Raw genomic sequence first — 15233 nt, 5'->3', positions numbered from 1 at the left:
CCAGCAAGGGATTTCGCGGCTACAGCGCAAACATCATTGGTTCTGAAGCCAGCGGTGATGGGACCACACACGGTGATTGGGGCAACTCACGCTCTGGAAAATCCCGTCAGGAGGTGCTGCGTGAATTGCAAAGCCAAACTCTAGAAGAGCGTCGTCTTGCTAATTCGAACTAAAGGCAAGGTTTGACATCTGCGAAAGCGATGTTATTCTTTGGAACAATCACCGGACCGCGCAACCATGACCAAAGTGATCAAATCACTGTTGATGTTTGTAATCGCCACCTCTGTCATTTTTCAGGGTACGGCGCTCGCGGTCATGGTGGGTTGTCATACCGGTGATGTTGAGCAATCTGCCAGTGAGTTCAGCCCATCCCCGTCGATTCCGGATCATTGCGCTGAACACACCTCGGCCGGAAACGGACTACACCCGGCTTCAGCCGACCATGAGTCCCAAGAAAGGCCCTGTTGCAGTTGCGATGCCATCTACAAGGCAAAACTCGACCTGCCAGTGGTTGAAGTTGGTTTGATCGAGTCCAAACGCCTTTTCTCCGTTTCTTTCTCTTCAATTCTGCCCAGTGCCGACCTGGCGCTGCCTTACCGACCGCCCATTCTGGCTTAAGCCAATTCTGAATTTCATTTCTTGATTTCATTTTATCGGTGGAGGTACGTGTATGCGCACGGCTATTCAATTACTGCTTGCGGGTTCAGTTCTCGCAGCAAGCACAGGGTTTGCAAATGCCCAGTCAGAGGGTTTGCAGATTGAGTATCAATCAGCCTTTGAGAACTACTCAACATGGAAGCCCAAGGAAGGCGACCGTGATTGGGTGGGGGCCAATCAGAATGTCGAGAAAATTGGTGGCTGGCAATATTACGCCCGTGAGCCTTACCTGAAAGATGGTGAAGACCAGCAACCCATGCAGGATAGCGGCATGGGGCATGACATGAGCAAGATGAAAAAGCCCATGAACCCCGGTGAAGCTCACCAAGGGGGGCATTGATGAAAACCTTGAGATACACGGCAATGGCCTTGGCGATTGCAGGTTTGACTGGTTGCGCCACAGTGAACATGGATCAGTCCATGGCCAACCTGAATGAAACCACAGCGTCCATGACCGACAAGAAAGTGGTTCTTGCTCTGAATGATGAGCAGCGCAAGCAGCTGCGAGGGCAGGCAGATGCGCTGTTGAAAAAACCACTGAACTTGAATTCGACAGTTGAACTGATGTTGGTGAACAGTCCTGAATTCCAGGCTTTGCTGGCTCGGGGCTATAGCGAGTCTGCGTTGGCTGCCCAATCGGGTCGAATTCCCAATCCAATCTTCAATTTCGAACGAATAACAGTTGGGGATGAACTTGAAATTGGACGATTGTTCAGTTTTGGTTTGCTCGATCTGGTCACGCTTCCCTGGCGTCAACAGGCTGCAACTTTTCGAATTGAGCGAGCTCAACTGCAATTGGCTGGCGATGTGATTGGGCAGGTGGCACAGGCCCGTGCGGCGTGGGTTGATGCAGTGGTCGCTTTACAAAAACAGCAGTATGCAGAGCAGGTTTACGAGAATGCGCAAGCCAGTGCCGAATTGGCCAAGCGCATGGAGGAGGTAGGCAACTTCACCATTATTCAACGCATTCGACAGCAAATGTTTTATTCAGATGCGGCTCTTGGCCTGGCCATGGCACGTCAGGAAGCCACGTCCACCCGGGAAAAACTAGTTCGGGTGCTCGGGCTTGATGCACAGCAGTTTGAAAAACTGAAACTTCCAGATCGCTTGCCAGACTTGCCCGCCACTGTGAAAAAGCCTGAAGAAGTGTCCAAACAGGCCACCTCGCGGCTGGATGTTCAAATGGCCAAGCAAGCTTACGACGCGGCGCTGAAAGTGTCTGGTGCTGAAACCGTGAGCTCCTTTGTAGACATTGAGGCTGGGATTCGCCGCGATTCTGTATTTGACAGAGACTCCGGCTCCAAAACCAACCCAAAGGGATATGAACTGGACATTCGATTGCCCCTGTTCGATTGGGGTGGCTTGCGGCGTGACGCGTTTTCTGCCGAGTTACTGGCCAAGGCCAACACGCTTGAGGCGGTCATGAGGAATGTTGATTCAAACCTGCGGGAAAGTTACACCAATTACCGCACAGCTTATGACATTGCCAAGCACTATCAAACTGAGGTGGTTCCAATGCTCGATACCTTGGCCGAGCAAAACACACTGCGTTACAACGGCATGTTGATTGGTACTTTCGAGCTACTTGCCGACAGTCGCAATCAGGTGCGTTCCATCGAGTCATCCATTGACGCATCAGCGAACTTTCTGCGAGCGCAACTGGCCCTGGATGCTGCATTGATGGGCAGTCCAGGCAATGTGAAGCTTTCCATGGGTGCCAGAAGTCCAGCAGCCGACGCGGCTGGTGGTCATTAAAAGATTTGGAGTAAGCACAATGAATTCCAGAAGAGATTTTTTCAAGTTTGCCGGCATGGCCGGTGGTGCGGTGGCGGCAGCCAGTGTCAGCAAAGTGGCCATGGCCGCGCTGCCCGAGCCCGTCATTCAAACCTCGCCTGACACCATGGACCCATTGACCCCCAACACTGGGCGGCCCTATAACCCAGTGGTCACCTTGAATGGTTGGACCTTGCCTTGGCGCATGAACAACGGCGTGAAGGAATTCCACCTGGTGGCAGAACCTGTGGTGCGTGAAATGGCACCGGGTATGGTCGCTCACCTTTGGGGCTACAACGGTCAAAGCCCAGGCCCCACCATTGAAGTGGTTGAAGGCGACAGGGTTCGTATTTTTGTGACCAACAAACTGCCTGAGCACACCAGCGTGCACTGGCATGGCCAGCGCCTGCCCAATGGCATGGACGGCGTTGCGGGCCTGAACCAGCCGGCCATTCCTTCCGGCAAAACCTTTGTGTATGAGTTCGAGGCCAAGCGCCCCGGCACCTTCATGTACCACCCGCATGCCGATGAGATGGTGCAAATGGCCATGGGCATGATGGGTTTTTGGGTGACTCACCCCAAAAACAAACATCCCTTGATTGACAACGTGGACCGGGATTTCTGTTTCCTCTTGAACGCCTATGACATTGATCCCGGTGCCTATACACCGAAAATCATGACCATGCTGGATTTCAATTTGTGGACCTGGAACAGTCGCGTGTTTCCGGGAATTTCGCCCTTGTGTGTTCGAAAAAATGACAAGGTGCGCATACGGATTGGTAACCTGACCATGACCAACCACCCCATTCACCTGCACGGCCATGAATTCGAGGTAAGTGGCACCGATGGCGGCCCCACACCCAAGGGAAGTCGTTGGCCTGAAGTGACCACCGACATCGCCGTGGGGCAAATGCGTCAAATTGATTTTCTGGCCAATGAGGAAGGCGATTGGGCCTTTCATTGCCACAAAAGCCACCACACCATGAACGCCATGGGCCACAACCTGCCCACCATGATTGGTGTGGACCACCGCGGTATTACCAAAAAAGCCCGGGGGCTCGTCCCTGATTACATGGTGATGGGTGAACGGGGCATGGCCGACATGACCGAGATGACGATGCCGATTCCTGACAACACCATACCCATGATGACGGGCGATGGTCCATTTGGCTCCGTGGAAATGGGCGGCATGTTCAGCATGTTGAAAGTGCGCAAAGACCAAAAGCCTGGGGATTATTCGGACCCAGGTTGGTACAAGCACCCGGCCAGAACCGTAGCCTTTGAATATGAAGGCCCGGACATGCCCAAGCCAGTTACGTCCGACAAGGCAGGAAAACCCGCCATGAAATCCAGCAATCGACCTCAGGAAACAATCGAGTTGAAGGTCAGAAAACCTCAAGGCCATTCGGGCCACTAAGGAGTTAATCATGAAAAAATCATTCGCAAATCATTCCCTATCGCTACTGCTTGGCGCTGGGCTTTTATTGCCCGTGGCCGTATTGGCGCACGGCACTCAAGAACACAAAAAGTCAGATTCCAATGCACAGCCAGTTCTTGAGCAAACCGCTTGGGGCATTGCCGGTACTCCGACCAAGATAGACCGCACTGTCAAAGTCGTAATGTCCGACAGCATGCGCTTTGAGCCATCCTCGTTGCAGTTCAAGGAAGGTGAAACAGTGAAGTTTATTGTCAAGAACGAAGGAAAGCTGATGCATGAGTTTGTTCTGGGGACAAAAGACAAGAACCTGGAGCATGCAGACTTAATGAAGAAGTTTCCAAACATGGAGCATGAAGAGCCCTATATGGCACATGTGGCTCCGGGCAAAACCACTGAGATGGTGTGGACTTTCAACCGAAGTGGCGAGTTTGAGTTTGCCTGCTTGATTGCAGGCCACTTTGATGCAGGTATGCGCGGACCACTGCGCGTCGCGAAATCCTCTGGAGCTGAAAAGTGAAGCGAATTGCTTTTGTTGGTATTGCAACTGCAATTTTGGCATTGGGTGTTTTTGCTGCCATCAAACCTGAGACTTTCTCAACTGTTGAGAAAGTCTCAGTGGCTGCAACAGAATCTGATGCCAATCAAGTTTTACCCATTCATGTACACAAAACAGCGACCTGCGGTTGCTGCGGCGAATGGATTAAACACTTGGAAAAATCGGGGTTTTCCGTGAAGTATTCGAATCACGAAGACCTAGACAGCATTAAGGCGCAGTTCGGTATCGAAAACAATTACCAATCCTGTCACACAGGAGTATCGGCGAATGGCTTTGTGTTTGAAGGCCATGTTCCAGCCAAGTACATAAGGGAATTTCTGAACGAAACACCCGAGGATTCACTTGGTCTGTCCGTTCCAGCGATGCCAGTTGGCTCTCCTGGCATGGAATATGGCAACAAATTCATGCCTTATCAGGTGTTACTCCTGAAAAAGGACGGAAGTGTGTCCGTTTATGCGGAAGTAAAAACCTATCAAGATCAATTTTGAACAAGTAACTCAATAAACATTGAAAGGAAACAATCATGAAAAACCAGTTAATCAAAATCGCTTCTATCTTTGCATTGTCAATTTCGACTTCGGTTTTTGCCGGGGGAGATCACGGCGTCCATTCAAGTAAAGCCGGTGAGCAAAAGTCCATGGAAGGCATGCAGATGAAGCAGTCGGAAACCATGGAAATGACGCAGGGCGAGGTGAAAAAAATTGATCCGAAGACTGGTAAGGTCACGTTGAAGCATGGCGAAATCAAAAACCTTCAAATGCCACCTATGACTATGGTTTTCTCTGCCAAAGAGGCTGCGCAACTGGAAGGCCTGAATAAGGGCGACAATGTTCTCTTTGCTGTGGATCAAAACATGAACATCACCCACATCGAGAAGAAACAGTAATCAGGAGAAGCACCATTGCAAAGTAAACCTGGATTTCCCAATGGATCGGTCATTGTGGGTAAATTGGGATTGATGTTGAGTTTGCTGGGTTCCGCAATGGTGCTTTGCGCCTGTCAAACAGTCGGAAATTTTGTTCATCCGGAAAGTCACAAACCAACGGTTACAGTAAAGAAGGAACCTTGGTTTAGCGCCGAGCGTGCTACCCGCACACAGAAAATGGAGGAGGGCTTTATTTTGGTTCTCTCCGGTGGAGGGGTTCGTGGCTTTGCCCACATCGGAGTTCTTAAAGCCCTGGAGGAATTGGGGCTTGAGCCCCGAATGGTGATTGGCACCAGTGCGGGTGCTGTCGTGGCTGCGTACTGGGGCTTGGGCTATACAGCCGATCAAATGATGCAACGTGCAGAATCACTAAATAACAGTGATCTGTTTGTACCCGTGTTACCGAATCTGGGACAGCCAGTTTTAAAGGGCGAGGCTGGAGTTTTTTCGGGTCAGTTTCTTGAACGGCAATTGCGCAGGGATTTCGGCATTCAAACATTTGAAGATCTCCCGAAACCAATTGCCATAGTGGCCACAGACCTCCAAACAGGTCGTCCCGTGGTCTTTAATGCAGGTGATGTCGCCCAGGCAGTGCGGGCATCTTCAACAATTCCAGGTATCTTCACGCCACCTTCCATTAATGGCCGTCTTTACATCGATGGTCAGGCCAGTTCTCCACTGCCGATAGTTCCGGCAAAACGCTTGAGTGATCTTCCAATTCTTGCCGTAGACGTGGTGTATCCCCCCGAGCTTGCTGAGGTCTCTACGCTTACCGATTTGATGTTTCAAACCTTTTTGATATCGAGTTTTAGAATCAAAGAACTGGAGATGTTACAGGCGACAATGATCATCGCCCCTCAGTTAACCAATGTTGGTCAACTGGGTTTGAATGATCGTCATTGGGTATTTAAAACAGGTTATTTGGAAGCCAAAGAAAAACTTCGGAAAGCTGAAAAACTGCTGAAGTGATTTGTTAATTATGCACGGGTTGGCGGCGAATTAACACCAACCCTTAACCCCTTCATTAGCTTGCATCGCCTTCTGTGAGATCAACGCTTTTGATCTCACTCAGTACCTCAGCCCGTGACTTCGACGATTCGAATTCGTGTACCAACACTGTCGAATCTCCGGCCAGAGGGTTGAACTGATCTGCTTTTACCGCTTGTTGATACTCTTTTAGCACCGTTGCTTGGGTGGCCAGTTTGCCTTGGCTGATCAGTGCCACATGGTCGGTGCCATCACCGTGATCTGTAGGGCCGCTGGCCAAGGCAAAAGCTGGAAGCGTTGCGGAAATGGCAAACACTGTGGATGCGATCAATTGACGTGTTTTCATGGTAAATCTCCTTGTGTGTATCAGTTTGGGTTTCGCCTCGGCTTTTAATCAAGCTTTGGCATGACTCACACTTTACGCAGGGACGAATGACCAGATCCTCTCAATTGAATTACAAATTTGTAACAAACCAAAATACTAACCGGTAACCGGAATCAAATATGATCGCGTTGAAATAATGTCGCAAGCAAGATCGAATTAATCAAGGGAAAGATCATTTCCCAACTCTCAGTATTGATGAATATCCAATCAGGTTGGGATCCAACATGAAAGATCTCAGTACTCCTTTTAACGCGTCTAACTGCCATTTCTCTGCCCATGGGGTATTACCCTCCTACTTGTCAGGATGAACTGATCAGCCACGTGACAGGCAATATCAGAACACAAAAGACGTCAAGTAGCGCCAGATCAAGAACGATAGAGTGGTCACGCTTTGACGGGTTTTATGGTGACATGCAGATCGCAAGAAATCGCAACGGCATCATAAGCGAGGAGGTGTGGACAGAGATCAGTAATCGTTACTCTTCTATTTTCGGTCAATTATCGAGTCAAACCCCGGAATCACCAAAAACGCCACTTAATAAAAACAGTCCTTCGACAATCTTCAGATTTTCACGGACCTACGAACTAGCCAAGTACAGAGAAATTTTTAATACTATCGCCTCAATTTGTATCGCACAGTGCGTAGAAAGTGTCGACCTATTGAATACACAGGCGATAATGGACACAAATCTTTTAAATTATCTGCTACCAAAAAGAGTATTAAAAGACTTGGAAATCAAGCAGAGGCTAGTACCAAGAGTTTCTGCCCCATTCGGTTACAGATTAACATCTGCTGGAAAAGATTATTTTAGCGAATTTCTCACAGTTTCACCCGATGTTAACAATGGCGCTCCGACAGTAAGCCCTGCAGATCTCTTGAATAAATCTCTAAGGTTTATAAAAACTGGTGCCACATCAAAAAATGAGTCCCAGCATATTGAAAGCAGGCAATTTACTATTGAATTAAGGCAAATTTAAATACCAAATTTTGACTGTACCTGTATCCATCATTGACCAATAAAAAGCCAACCTCTAAAGGTTGGCTTTTTACTTTTTACAACTTAAAACTCGGTCTTATTCGTAAATTAAATTTACTTCAAATCAACAATGAATCGTAGATCCGACTGCTAAGGTCCAAATCCAGTTATTAATGTGTGGTCAATCTAATTACTAAGTGCCTGTCTAATTATTAAGTGAAATTTACGATTAATCCCAGCTTAACGCACCACCAGTTTGGTATTCAGTCACACGGCGCTCGAAGAAGTTGGTTTCTTTCTTCAAGTCCATCATTTCACTCATCCATGGGAATGGGTTGGTTGCGCCTTCGTACAAGGTACCCAAGCCAATCTGGTTGGAACGGCGGTTGCAAATAAACTTCATGTATTCCATAAACTGGGCAGAATTCAAGCCCAGCACGCCGCGTGGCATGGTGTCTACGGCATACGCGTGTTCAAGTTCAACAGCCTTGCGGAACATGGCCTTGATCTCTTCCTTGAACTCAGGTGTCCACAGGTGTGGGTTTTCCAGTTTTACGGTGTTGATCAGGTCGATACCGAATGTGCAGTGTGCTGATTCGTCGCGCAAAATGTACTGGAACTGCTCGGCAGCACCAATCATCTTGTTTTGGCGACCCAGCGCCAGAATTTGCACAAAGCCCACGTAGAAGAACATGCCTTCCATGATGCAAGCAAAAGCGATCAAGCTCTTCAGCAGTTTCTGGTCGTTTTCCAGCGTACCGGTTTTGAACTCGGGGTCAGTCAACACGTCGATGAACGGAATCAGGAATTCGTCTTTGTCACGAATACATTTGATTTCGTTGTAAGCATTGAAGGTTTCCGCTTCAGGAATACCCAGGCTTTCTACGATGTACTGGTAAGCATGGGTGTGAATGGCTTCATCAAACGCCTGGCGCAGCAAAAACTGGCGGCACTCGGGCGCTGTAATGTGGCGGTAAGTACCCAGCACAATGTTGTTGGCAGCCAGTGAATCGGCTGTTACAAAAAAGCCCAGGTTACGCTTCACGATCAGGCGCTCGTCTTCAGTCAAACCATTGGGGTCTTTCCAAAGAGCGATGTCGCGATCCATGTTGATTTCTTGCGGCATCCAGTGGTTGGCGCACTGGCTCAGGTACTTTTCCCAAGCCCACTTGTACTTGAAAGGCACAAGCTGGTTTACATCGGTGGTGCCGTTAATTACGCGCTTGTCGGCTGCGTTTACACGGCCAGCCTTTGCACCTTCAGCGGCAGGCTGCTGCACCACAGGGCGCGCAGCTTGCTGGTACAAACCTTGGCTGGCTGGCGCAGCAAAACCCGAAGCCACAGAACCCATGGCTGGCGGCATTTGCACGGGGGGCTTGGCAGCAGTTGCTGTTTTGCCCATGGCTGCATCAAATTCATCGTCCCAAGACAGCATATTTTCTAACTCCTTAACTAATACACTGTATAAATTCACAGTGTCATTATGTTCATTTTTATTCACTTGGGCAAGTCTTGGCCACTTGCCCAAATCGCTGGTCTTTTAATCAAACTTTACTGGCAAGCCTCACACTCGTCGAAGCCTGCATCGCCTGGGCGCATGGTGCACACCTTGCCCTCAATCTCAGGTTCAGGCAGGTTGGGCACCAAGCCAGTGGCCGGGGCTGATGTAAACGCGGCAGAGGCACCACCTTCAGCATTCACCGAGTTCAGTTCACCACCGCTCAAAGTGGATTTCTCTGCATGGGTAGCACCGATCGTGCGTAGGTAGTAGGTTGTTTTCAAACCGCGCAACCAGGCCAATTTGTAAGTGTCATCCAGGCGTTTACCGCTAGCACCCGCCATGTAAATGTTCAAGCTTTGGCCTTGGTCAATCCATTTCTGGCGACGGGCTGCCGCTTCAACCAACCAACGCGGGTCCATTTCAAAGGCTGTGGCATACAGGCGCTTCAAATCTTCCGGAATGCGATCAATCTTCATCACAGAACCGTCAAAGTACTTCAGGTCGGCAATCATGACTTCGTCCCAAATACCCAAGCGCTTCAAGTCGCGCACCAGGTGTTCGTTCACGATGGTGAATTCGCCACTCAGGTTCGATTTCACATACAGGTTCTGGAATGTCGGCTCGATCGATGCAGCCACACCAATAATGTTGGAAATGGTTGCTGTGGGTGCAATGGCCACACAGTTGGAGTTGCGCATGCCGTGCTTCTTGATGCGTGCACGCAGAGCGTCCCAATCCATACGGCTGCTTGTATCCACTTCCACGTAACCGCCGCGCTCTTCTTCCAGCAACTTCAGTGAATCCAAAGGCATGATGCCCTTGTCCCACAGCGAGCCCTTGAAGGTGCTGTAGGCGCCGCGCTCGGCGGCCAGTTCTGTGGATGCTTCATAAGCGTAGTAGCAAATGGCTTCCATGCTTTCGTCGGCAAACTCAACTGCATCGCGGCTTGCATAGGGTTTGCGCATCATGTGCAAGGCATCCTGGAAGCCCATCATGCCCAAGCCCACCGGGCGGTGACGCAGGTTGGAATTGCGCGCCTTGGCCACTGCGTAGTAGTTGATGTCGATCACGTTGTCCAGCATACGCATGGCCACGCCCACGGTTTTCTGCAGTTTCTCGTGGTCCAGCACCAGCTCGCCGTTGTCGGCAGGCTTCAAGTGGCGTGTCAGGTTCACAGAACCGAGGTTACACACCGCAATTTCGTTTTCGTTGGTGTTCAGGGTAATTTCTGTACACAGGTTGGACGAGTGCACCACGCCCACATGTTGCTGGGGGCTGCGAATGTTGCAAGGGTCTTTGAAAGTAATCCAGGGGTGTCCGGTTTCAAACAGCATGGAGAGAATTTTTCTCCACAGCTTGGCTGCTTCCACGGTTTTGAACAACTTCAAATCGCCACGCGCGGCTTTCTCTTCATAGCCCACATAGGCTTTTTCGAAGGCCTTGCCATACAGGTCGTGAAGATCAGGTACGTCGGATGGGCTGAACAGTGTCCAATTGCCACCTTCCATCACACGCTTCATGAACAGGTCGGGAATCCAGTTCGCGGTGTTCATGTCGTGGGTGCGGCGGCGGTCATCGCCAGTGTTCTTGCGCAATTCTAGGAATTCTTCGATGTCCAGATGCCATGTTTCCAGGTAAGCACACACCGCGCCTTTGCGCTTGCCACCCTGGTTTACGGCCACTGCGGTATCGTTCACCACTTTCAGGAAAGGCACCACACCTTGTGACTTGCCATTGGTGCCTTTGATGTGGCTGCCCAAGGCGCGAACTGGCGTCCAGTCATTGCCCAGGCCACCAGCAAACTTGGAAAGCAATGCGTTTTCCTTGATGCCTTCGTAAATATCATCCAGGTCGTCACCAATCGTGGTGAGGTAGCAGGAAGACAACTGCGAACGAATGGTGCCGCTGTTGAACAATGTGGGCGTAGAGCTCATGAAGTCAAATGTCGACAACACTTCATAGAACTCGATGGCGCGTGCTTCGCGATCCACTTCATTGAGGGCCAGCCCCATGGCCACGCGCATGTAAAACGCCTGTGGCATTTCAATGCGGGTGCCTTCCACGTGCAGGAAGTAGCGGTCATACAAAGTTTGCAGGCCGAGGTAGTCGAACTGCAAGTCGCGTTCGTACTTCAGGGCAGCACCCAGTTTCTTCATATCGAACTGGGCCAGGCGATTATCGAGCAGGCCAGCGGCAATACCCTTCTTGATGAACTGGGGAAAGTACTCGGGGTACACCTGCGCCATTTCATCTTGCGCAATTTCGCGGCCGATAATTTCACGGCGAATGGTGTGCAGCAACAGGCGCGAGGTCACCAGTGTGTAACTGGGTTCGTTCTCGATCATGGCACGTGAGGCCAAAATCGCGGACTTGAACACTTCGTCGATTTTCACGCCGTCATACAGGTTCTTCAGGGTTTCTTTCTGAAGGTGTGCAACGTCAATTTCGTTCAGGCCAACAGCGGCACTTTCAATCAGGGCTTTCAGTGCCTCAACGTCGAGTGGGCGCTTGATGTCGCCATCAATTACATTCAGGGTATGTTGTTCAGCCTGCTCAACTTGCTTGGCAGCACGTTCTTGGGCGCGGCGTTCGCGATACAGCACATAGGCACGTGCCACTTCAGCTTCGCCGGAGCGCATCAGGGCCAGTTCAACCTGGTCTTGAATGTCTTCAATATGGAAAATACCACCAGAAGGCTGGCGACGCACCAAGGCGTTCACCACGCTGCCGGTCATTTGCTCAACCAGTTCGCGGATGCGTGCAGAAGCGGCACCCTGGCCACCATTCACCGCCAAAAATGCTTTGGTCATGGCCACGGCAATTTTGCTGGGCTCAAAACCAACCACGGCACCATTTCGGCGAATAATTTTGTAGTTTGAGTACGCGCTGTCGACCACGGGCGCTGCACCTGCAGGCTTTAAGGTGGACAAGGGCGCATCAGTTGCCAAATTGCTCGCCAAATCTGAGGGTCCATGGCTAGTTAGCATGCATCTTTCTCCTGGAATAAACGTGTTCTTGAGGGTTTGTTTTTGTAGTGGGGCAAAACTGGCAACCACTATATCTTGTGTTTTGTATGTGGCTTGAAACTAATTGTAGTGGTCGAAACACAATTTGGCAAACACTTTCTTATCCCCAACTTGTGCACAGAGTTATCCCCTGTGAACAAGTTGTGGACAAGCGTGGGATAACCGCAGTGCAACAAAAAAACGGCCTTTTAAAGGCCGTCTATTTGAAGTTCGTAGGTGTTTGATTTGCGTAGACCTTTCCAGTCAAAGAAGGGCCCTGGATCAGTTTTTCGGGTGGGTGCTATCTCGCTGTGCGCCATCGCATATCTCAGTGGATAACGTGCTTGTAACTCCAAAGCAAGACGCTTCAGGCTGGCATATTGAGCTTGCTCGAATGGGGTGTAAATGTCGCCCAGCAATTCAATACCGATTGAAAAATGATTGAAATTACTGCGGTCCATCGCGGCTGAAATTCCGGCATGCCAGGCCCGTTTTTCACACGACACGAATTGGGTGACAGCGCCGTCCCGGTCAATCAGAAAATGTGAAGACACATGCAGGCCGATCAACTCGGCAAATGAGGCATGGGAATGACAATCGAGTCGATTCAAGAACAGGTCAGTGATCGGCGAGGGATCGCGTCCGCGCTCGGGCAGGCTGATGCAGTGAACAACCAGGGTATCCACCACAGTGCCCATGGGGCGTGCATCCTGATTGGGGCTCTGCAGGCGGCGCACCCAGTCTTCTTCAATCCAGCCTTCGTCCAGCCACATGGCGCGCCCCTTCTAAAGGTCAATACCCTTTCAACTCAGCGAACTTTTTCTCCTGCCGCTTTGGCATGCTCCAGGCCGCAGTAAAAGCGACCCTGCATCATCACGCCTTCAGACATGGGGCTGTACGCACCGCAGTGTTGGCAAGGCAGTATCTCTTCCTGGGTTTTACGGCCAAGATTGCCTTTTTGTTTAACGTCTACGCCAGGCTTTTCACCCAATTGTTTGCGCTGCCAGCTTTTGAAAAGAACCCAGGCCACCAACGCCAGGCCCAGGAAAAACAGAATACGACCCATCAAACTGCCCTTTTCAAAATAAATTCCAGCACGAACTGGGTACCAAAATAAGCCAGCACCAACACCGCGTAACTACCCAAACACCACCGCAAGGCCACTTTTCCACGCCAACCAAAGACCACACGCCCACCCAGGAGCACGGCGAATGAACACCATGAAATGATGGCAAACAAGGTTTTGTGATCAAAGCGCCAACTGCTGCCACTCCATTCCTCGGAAAACAGAAAACCGGTAATCAAGGTAAGCGACAACAACACGAAGCCCGCCCACAATTGCCGAAACAGAATGGACTCCATGGTGAGCAATGAAGGCAATTGATCCAGCAGACGCTCACGCACCATGCGGTTTTCCTGATTACTTGCCACGGGCTGGTGCAAGGCTTTTTCCTGAAATGCCATCACGATGCCATGGGCGGCAGCAATACCCAACAAGCTGTAGGCTGCCAATGCAATCAACAAATGCAACTGAAACAGATGGTCACCCGCCATGCGAATTGCAGCGTCTTCACCCATCCAGAGTGGCAGCAGAAATGCCAACGCACACAATGGAAATACAATTAATTCGAGCAACGGCACGCGATTAAAAAAACTTTCGACAAAAGCCACCAGCGAAGCCAGCCAAGCCACGCACATCAAACCCAAGACGAAACCAAAGTGCATGCCGTCCGCCTGAAACAGCAGGGTGCCCAGCAAGTACCCTGATACCACCAGGGCCAAGGCCGCCAGCGCGCGGTTGAACCCGGCAGGTGCAGACCACTTGCCGAAAACGTTCAGCGCCGCCAATCCACCCGAGGCGGACAGCAGGGGCACTGCGAGCGCGTACAATAATGTGTTGTTCATACCAATCAGTTTACTCGATTCAAAGCACGAGTCAGGGGCACTACACGATGTTTGAAAACCTCTCCGATCGCCTAACGCGCGTTGTCAAAAATATCAAAGGCGAGGCCCGCATTACTGAGGCCAACACACAGGAAATGTTGCGTGAAGTTCGCCTGGCGCTTCTGGAGGCCGACGTAGCCCTTCCTGTGGTGAAAGAGTTCATCAACCAGGTGAAGGAGCAGGCACTGGGCGAAGAGGTTTTGAACAGCCTCACCCCAGGTCAAGCATTGGTGGGCATCGTTCACAAACAGCTTATCAAGCTGATTGGGGAAAAAACCGAAGAAATCAACCTGGCGGCGCAGCCCCCAGTGGTGATTTTGATGGCGGGCCTGCAGGGTGCCGGTAAAACAACCACCACCGGCAAGCTGGCCAAATACCTGAAAGACAATCTGAAAAAGAAAGTGCTGACGGTGTCGGCCGACGTGTACCGTCCTGCGGCGATTGAACAGCTTAAAACAGTCAGCGGCCAAGCTGGCGCCGAGTTCTTTCCTTCTGACATAACGCAGAAGCCAATCGACATTGCGCTGGCTGCGCTGAACCACGCCAAACGCCAGTTTTTTGATGTGCTGATTCTGGACACAGCCGGCCGCTTGGGCATTGACGAAGCCATGATGAATGAAATCAAGGCTTTGCATGCTGCGGTGAACCCCACGGAAACCCTGTTTGTGATCGACGCCATGTTGGGCCAGGACGCCGCCAACACAGCCAAGGCCTTTAACGAAGCCCTGCCCCTGACCGGCGTGGTACTGACCAAGATGGACGGTGATGCGCGTGGCGGTGCTGCATTGTCGGTTCGCCAAATTACTGGCAAGCCCATCAAATTCATGGGTGTGGGCGAAAAACTGACGGGTTTCGAGAAGTTCCACCCCGACCGTGTGGCTGGCCGCATTTTGGGCATGGGCGATATTGTGTCTCTGGTAGAAGAGGCCAAAAAAGGGATTGACCAGCAAGAGGCCGAAAAACTGGCCAAGAAGCTGAAAAGTGGAAAGGCTTTTGACTTAAACGACTTTCTGGCGCAAATCAGCCAAATGCGCAACATGGGCGGCCTGCAAGGCCTGATGGACAAGCTGCCCAGCCAACTGATG

The 15233-nt window shown here is 50.8% G+C and carries 16 protein-coding genes; 10 read left to right on the top strand and 6 right to left on the bottom strand.

Annotation, left to right across the window (positions count from 1 at the left end):
- Positions 1–237: 237 nt before the first annotated feature.
- From A0129_RS14180 to A0129_RS14145, 8 genes are all read left to right on the top strand, one after another.
- A complete protein-coding gene (locus tag A0129_RS14180; RefSeq protein ID WP_138515488.1) occupies positions 238–618 on the top strand; it encodes a hypothetical protein in 381 nt (126 codons plus the stop codon).
- Positions 619–670: 52 nt separating this feature from the next.
- The gene (locus A0129_RS14175; protein WP_105029068.1) at positions 671–997 is read left to right on the top strand and encodes a hypothetical protein; all 327 of its coding nucleotides are present in this window, start codon (positions 671–673) and stop codon (positions 995–997) included.
- Positions 997–2412 (top strand): TolC family protein, encoded by a 1416-nt coding sequence (locus tag A0129_RS14170; RefSeq protein ID WP_291716004.1) that lies wholly within the window; start codon positions 997–999, stop codon positions 2410–2412. Before A0129_RS14175 ends, A0129_RS14170 begins: the two co-directional genes overlap by 1 nt.
- A gap of 19 nt (positions 2413–2431) precedes the next feature.
- Positions 2432–3847, top strand: coding sequence for a copper oxidase (locus tag A0129_RS14165; protein ID WP_291716002.1), 1416 nt, complete (start codon positions 2432–2434; stop codon positions 3845–3847).
- Between the two features lie 10 nt (positions 3848–3857).
- Complete coding sequence (locus A0129_RS14160; protein WP_105029066.1) at positions 3858–4385, top strand: cupredoxin family protein; 528 nt, start codon at positions 3858–3860, stop codon at positions 4383–4385.
- Positions 4382–4912: a DUF411 domain-containing protein gene (locus A0129_RS14155; protein ID WP_138515494.1), complete on the top strand. Its 531-nt coding sequence runs from the start codon at positions 4382–4384 to the stop codon at positions 4910–4912. The genes A0129_RS14160 and A0129_RS14155 overlap by 4 nt, the downstream gene beginning before the upstream one ends.
- 35 nt (positions 4913–4947) lie before the next feature.
- Positions 4948–5310 carry a copper-binding protein gene (locus A0129_RS14150; protein WP_291716000.1) on the top strand — a complete coding sequence of 121 codons (363 nt, stop codon included), beginning with the start codon at positions 4948–4950 and terminating at the stop codon, positions 5308–5310.
- A 96-nt stretch (positions 5311–5406) separates the two neighbouring features.
- Entirely contained in the window at positions 5407–6318 is a 912-nt protein-coding gene (locus A0129_RS14145) for a patatin-like phospholipase family protein (protein ID WP_291715998.1), read from the top strand.
- A gap of 55 nt (positions 6319–6373) precedes the next feature.
- Here the strand turns inward: A0129_RS14145 and A0129_RS14140 are convergent, their stop codons facing one another.
- Positions 6374–6682, bottom strand: a complete 309-nt coding sequence (locus A0129_RS14140) for a hypothetical protein (RefSeq protein WP_008249208.1) — start codon at positions 6680–6682, stop codon at positions 6374–6376.
- A gap of 450 nt (positions 6683–7132) precedes the next feature.
- Here A0129_RS14140 and A0129_RS14135 point away from each other — a divergent pair, with 450 nt between their 5' ends.
- Positions 7133–7699: a hypothetical protein gene (locus tag A0129_RS14135; protein ID WP_291715996.1), complete on the top strand. Its 567-nt coding sequence runs from the start codon at positions 7133–7135 to the stop codon at positions 7697–7699.
- 228 nt (positions 7700–7927) lie between these two features.
- On the opposite strand, the gene A0129_RS14130 is transcribed toward A0129_RS14135, so the two are convergent.
- The 5 genes from A0129_RS14130 to A0129_RS14110 all read right to left on the bottom strand — a co-directional run bounded on the left by A0129_RS14130 (position 7928) and on the right by A0129_RS14110 (position 14109).
- Positions 7928–9133, bottom strand: coding sequence for a ribonucleotide-diphosphate reductase subunit beta (locus A0129_RS14130; RefSeq protein WP_291715994.1), 1206 nt, complete (start codon positions 9131–9133; stop codon positions 7928–7930).
- Between the two features lie 116 nt (positions 9134–9249).
- Positions 9250–12186 (bottom strand): ribonucleoside-diphosphate reductase subunit alpha, encoded by a 2937-nt coding sequence (locus A0129_RS14125; RefSeq protein WP_291715992.1) that lies wholly within the window; start codon positions 12184–12186, stop codon positions 9250–9252.
- Positions 12187–12413: 227 nt separating this feature from the next.
- Positions 12414–12977, bottom strand: coding sequence for a 1,6-anhydro-N-acetylmuramyl-L-alanine amidase AmpD (gene ampD / locus A0129_RS14120; protein ID WP_291715990.1), 564 nt, complete (start codon positions 12975–12977; stop codon positions 12414–12416).
- Positions 12978–13012: 35 nt separating this feature from the next.
- A complete protein-coding gene (locus A0129_RS14115) occupies positions 13013–13270 on the bottom strand; it encodes a PP0621 family protein (RefSeq protein ID WP_291715988.1) in 258 nt (85 codons plus the stop codon).
- Positions 13270–14109 carry an inner membrane protein YpjD gene (locus A0129_RS14110; protein ID WP_291715986.1) on the bottom strand — a complete coding sequence of 280 codons (840 nt, stop codon included), beginning with the start codon at positions 14107–14109 and terminating at the stop codon, positions 13270–13272. The genes A0129_RS14115 and A0129_RS14110 overlap by 1 nt, the downstream gene beginning before the upstream one ends.
- A 47-nt stretch (positions 14110–14156) precedes the next feature.
- Between A0129_RS14110 and ffh the strand changes: the two genes are divergently transcribed.
- Positions 14157–15233, top strand: a 1077-nt coding sequence (gene ffh / locus A0129_RS14105) for a signal recognition particle protein (RefSeq protein WP_291715984.1), incomplete at its 3' end; no start/stop codon positions are given.

The organism is Limnobacter sp. CACIAM 66H1 (assembly GCF_001601825.1).
Taxonomy (GTDB): domain Bacteria; phylum Pseudomonadota; class Gammaproteobacteria; order Burkholderiales; family Burkholderiaceae_B; genus Limnobacter.
The sequence above is the reverse complement of the archived record's forward strand: the minus strand, read 5'-3'. Positions and strand labels throughout refer to the sequence as shown.

Excerpts from the sequence above, each read along its gene's own strand:
- A0129_RS14160 (WP_105029066.1), top strand. The coding sequence starts at position 3,858 with ATGAAAAAATCATTCGCAAATCATTCCCTATCGCTACTGCTTGGCGCT.
- A0129_RS14115 (WP_291715988.1), bottom strand. The coding sequence starts at position 13,270 with ATGGGTCGTATTCTGTTTTTCCTGGGCCTGGCGTTGGTGGCCTGGGTT.
- A0129_RS14150 (WP_291716000.1), top strand. The coding sequence starts at position 4,948 with ATGAAAAACCAGTTAATCAAAATCGCTTCTATCTTTGCATTGTCAATT.
- A0129_RS14125 (WP_291715992.1), bottom strand. The coding sequence starts at position 12,186 with ATGCTAACTAGCCATGGACCCTCAGATTTGGCGAGCAATTTGGCAACT.
- A0129_RS14165 (WP_291716002.1), top strand. The coding sequence starts at position 2,432 with ATGAATTCCAGAAGAGATTTTTTCAAGTTTGCCGGCATGGCCGGTGGT.
- A0129_RS14180 (WP_138515488.1), top strand. The coding sequence starts at position 238 with ATGACCAAAGTGATCAAATCACTGTTGATGTTTGTAATCGCCACCTCT.
- A0129_RS14110 (WP_291715986.1), bottom strand. The coding sequence starts at position 14,109 with ATGAACAACACATTATTGTACGCGCTCGCAGTGCCCCTGCTGTCCGCC.
- ampD (WP_291715990.1), bottom strand. The coding sequence starts at position 12,977 with ATGTGGCTGGACGAAGGCTGGATTGAAGAAGACTGGGTGCGCCGCCTG.
- A0129_RS14145 (WP_291715998.1), top strand. The coding sequence starts at position 5,407 with ATGGTGCTTTGCGCCTGTCAAACAGTCGGAAATTTTGTTCATCCGGAA.
- A0129_RS14130 (WP_291715994.1), bottom strand. The coding sequence starts at position 9,133 with ATGCTGTCTTGGGACGATGAATTTGATGCAGCCATGGGCAAAACAGCA.
- A0129_RS14135 (WP_291715996.1), top strand. The coding sequence starts at position 7,133 with ATGCAGATCGCAAGAAATCGCAACGGCATCATAAGCGAGGAGGTGTGG.
- A0129_RS14140 (WP_008249208.1), bottom strand. The coding sequence starts at position 6,682 with ATGAAAACACGTCAATTGATCGCATCCACAGTGTTTGCCATTTCCGCA.
- A0129_RS14175 (WP_105029068.1), top strand. The coding sequence starts at position 671 with ATGCGCACGGCTATTCAATTACTGCTTGCGGGTTCAGTTCTCGCAGCA.
- A0129_RS14170 (WP_291716004.1), top strand. The coding sequence starts at position 997 with ATGAAAACCTTGAGATACACGGCAATGGCCTTGGCGATTGCAGGTTTG.